Source organism: Streptomyces sp. NPDC026062 (assembly GCF_055568375.1).
In genome coordinates this window covers 1-2,900 of record NZ_JBVHOQ010000114.1, presented here as the reverse complement: position 1 = coordinate 2,900, position 2,900 = coordinate 1, and the positions used below count along the sequence as shown (strand labels likewise).

Annotated in this window: 2 protein-coding genes and 1 pseudogene; 2 read left to right on the top strand and 1 reads right to left on the bottom strand. The window is 66.3% G+C overall.

The window, feature by feature from the left end:
• Window positions 1-177: 177 nt before the first annotated feature.
• Together ACZ4LX_RS38015 and ACZ4LX_RS38010 are read left to right on the top strand one after the other, a co-directional pair.
• Window positions 178-501, top strand: a pseudogene (locus ACZ4LX_RS38015) (thiamine pyrophosphate-binding protein); the annotation flags it as partial.
• Between the two features lie 162 nt (window positions 502-663).
• Window positions 664-1,605: an acetolactate synthase large subunit family protein gene (locus ACZ4LX_RS38010; protein WP_467721413.1), complete on the top strand. Its 942-nt coding sequence runs from the start codon at window positions 664-666 to the stop codon at window positions 1,603-1,605.
• Here the strand turns inward: ACZ4LX_RS38010 and ACZ4LX_RS38005 are convergent.
• Window positions 1,529-2,674: an IS4 family transposase gene (locus ACZ4LX_RS38005; protein ID WP_467651965.1), complete on the bottom strand. Its 1,146-nt coding sequence runs from the start codon at window positions 2,672-2,674 to the stop codon at window positions 1,529-1,531. The two genes, ACZ4LX_RS38010 and ACZ4LX_RS38005, sit on opposite strands and share 77 nt — an antisense overlap.
• Between the last annotated feature and the right edge of the window lie 226 nt (window positions 2,675-2,900).

Genomic DNA, 2,900 nt, shown 5'->3' with positions numbered 1-2,900 from the left:
CGACCCGCTACGACAAGACCGCCGAGTCCTACCAGGCAGCCGTCACCCTCGCCTCGCTGCTGATGTGGGCGTGACACTTTGACGACAACTCCTAGAACGTAGACAGCGTGGGGGAGGCCCGCCATGACGGACGCACGGACGGGAAAGCCATAACCGCCCCGGCCACGGACGGGCGCCGAGGCTCTCCTCGGAGCACTGCACAAATGTGGCGTCTCGCATGTCTTCGGACTTCCGGGCGGGGCCAACCTACCGCTCTACAACGCGCTGAGCGGCGCACCCTGGTTGCGTCATGTACTGACCCGGCACGAGCAGGGTGCCGGGCACGCAGCGTCTGGGTACGCGCAGGCCACTGGGCGAATCGGGGTGTGCTTCGCCACCTCCGGACCTGGCGCGACCAATCTCGTCACTCCTTTGATGGACGCGCACATGGATTCGGTGCCGGTCCTGGCAATTACCGGGCAAGTCGACAGCCGGCAGCTCGGTAGCGATGCCTTTCAGGAGACCGACATCTGCTCTGTCGTACGACCTGTCACCAAGTACGCCGCCGAGATCACCGACGCGGCCGATATCGCCGCGGCCGTACGCGAGGCTGCTGGGCGGGCGTTGAACGGGCGCCCCGGGCCTGTTCTGCTCTCGGTCACGAAGGATGCGTTGAGCGGGGATGTGGGGTCATCGGAAACCACGGGCGCATCGACCCTCGCGCCACCATCGCAGCTTGATCCTGCCTCTGTGGAGCGAGCGGTCACCATCCTGTTGTCGTCACGCCGGCCAGTGCTCTACGTGGGGGGAGGAGTTGTCAAGGCGGGGGCGTCAGGGCCGCTGCGGGAATTGGCCGAGTTGCTGCGTCTGCCGGTCGTCACCACCCTCATGGCCCGCGGCGCCTTCCCTGCCAGCCACCATCTGCATCTGGGCATGCCCGGCATGCATGGCACCGTGCCTGCCATCGCCGCCATGCAGCGCGCGGATCTGCTGTTGGCCGTTGGCACACGGTTCGACGATCGGGTGACCGGCAGACTCGATGGATTCGCTCCTGAGGCCCGGGTCGTCCACATCGACATCGACCGGGGGGAGCTCTCCCGTAAGCGAGTAGCCGATGTTGCTCTGCACGCGGACTGCCTGCATGCCTTGCAGGCCCTACTGGACGAGGCGGGTCGGCAATTGTCCCGTATGCCTGCGCCGGATCTCGCGGACTGGTGGACCACTCTTGACATGTGGCGCGACCGCTACCCGTCCGGTGTGGACGGCGACGGAGCACAGCTCACGGCCCCATACGTACTGCAGCGCCTCGACTTCCTCACGAACGGTCCGCAAACGGTGTATACGGTGGGAGTCGGTCAGCATCAGATGTGGGCAGCGCAACTGCTGAACTGCGAGCGCCCCCGAACCTTTCTCACCAATGCCGTTGCTTTAGTGGTCGTGCCACCGGTTGTTGAGAGTGACGACGACCGGAGGGCGGCGGCTGGTGGCGGGTTCGCCTGGGACTTTGCTGCCGTAGCCGGTGATGCACGACCGGATCTTTCGCGGAGCGCTACGGGCTCTTCGGCGGGGCAGCAGGCTGCGGCCGATCTCGGCGAGTGCGAGGCGCCGGTCCCGTTTGATCGCTGAGGGGGGAAAAGCAGCTCGGTGAGATCACTGAGCGGCGGACGACGTGCAGGGCCCGGGTGAACGAGGTCCGCTCGGCGGAGGTGCTGTGCAGGTGAGCGGCTTCGCTCAACAGGTCTCGGGTGGCGTGGTGCACGATCAAGTGTGCGTAGAATTCCTGCCGCACGCCGTCTGGTGTCTGCGATCTGAGGACTGGCCGGCCGCGTTGGTGGGTCTTGATCTCGTCGAAGACGAGCTCGATCTCCCAGCGCCGGGCATAGAGAACAGCAAGTTCTCCGGCAGGGTATTTCTCGTGATCAAGCAGGCTGGTGATGAGCCGGACGACATCGGGCTGTCCGTCGACTCGGTACTCGATCACCCGGACCAACACCGGCGGGGCCTTGACCGTCCCGGCGGCCTTGCTGTGCTTGTTCGCCTCGATCCGGGCGAGGTAGCTGCCGTCGGCCAGGACGTCTTGGACCCGGCGGGCCTTGCGCCGCTCGATCCGCCAGAGCAGGTGCGTGCCCTGGTCCCGGAGCCGGTGCCAGCGGGCCAGACCCCATAAGCCCCGGTCGGCCAGTAACAGGGTGCCGGTTCCGACGTGGGCATCCAGGGCGTCGGAGACGATGCGCTCGGAGTCCTTGAACCCGCCAATCGCGGCGTCCAGTACGGCGTGGGAGAAACACTCGGCCACCGCAACGACTCTGGCCTGCGGATATCCCATGGGACTGCGAGGGGAGCCGGACTTGCCGAAGGCGTCGTTGTTGCCCGCGGAGTCGGGCACGGCCAGCAGCATTCCGTCCAGGGCCAGCACCCGCAGTCCCCGAAACAGCTCACCGTCCGTGCCGAGCGGCCGGGCCACGGACCGGAACAGATCCCGCATCACCGGCCAGCCGAGCCGTTGCCGGGCCCTGGTCAATGACGACTTGTTCACCCCGGACCAGGTCCGCAGCCCTTTGTCGCCGGTCTTCACCAGCCGCAAGACCTCCAGGTAGTCGGCCTGCGGGAACAAGCACATCGCCAGCACGAAGTACACGGTGAACCGGGCGGACAGCAGACGTCGGCGCTTCTCTGAGCACCCCGCCTCACCCACCACCCGGTCCACCAACTCAGGCGGCCACGACCGAGTCAGGACCCCCAACCCCAGCCGCTCCAGTCGCGATATATGCACACCGCTTCAACCGCCCGGCCCCCTCAAAAGCAACGGCATTGCCTTTCTCACATCGGGGGGTGCCTCTATGTCCTTCGTCAAGGTATCCCTGTCGGGTTTGGTGTGGTTCGGGGTGTTGGGGTTATGCGGCGAGCTCGATGTCCTTCGG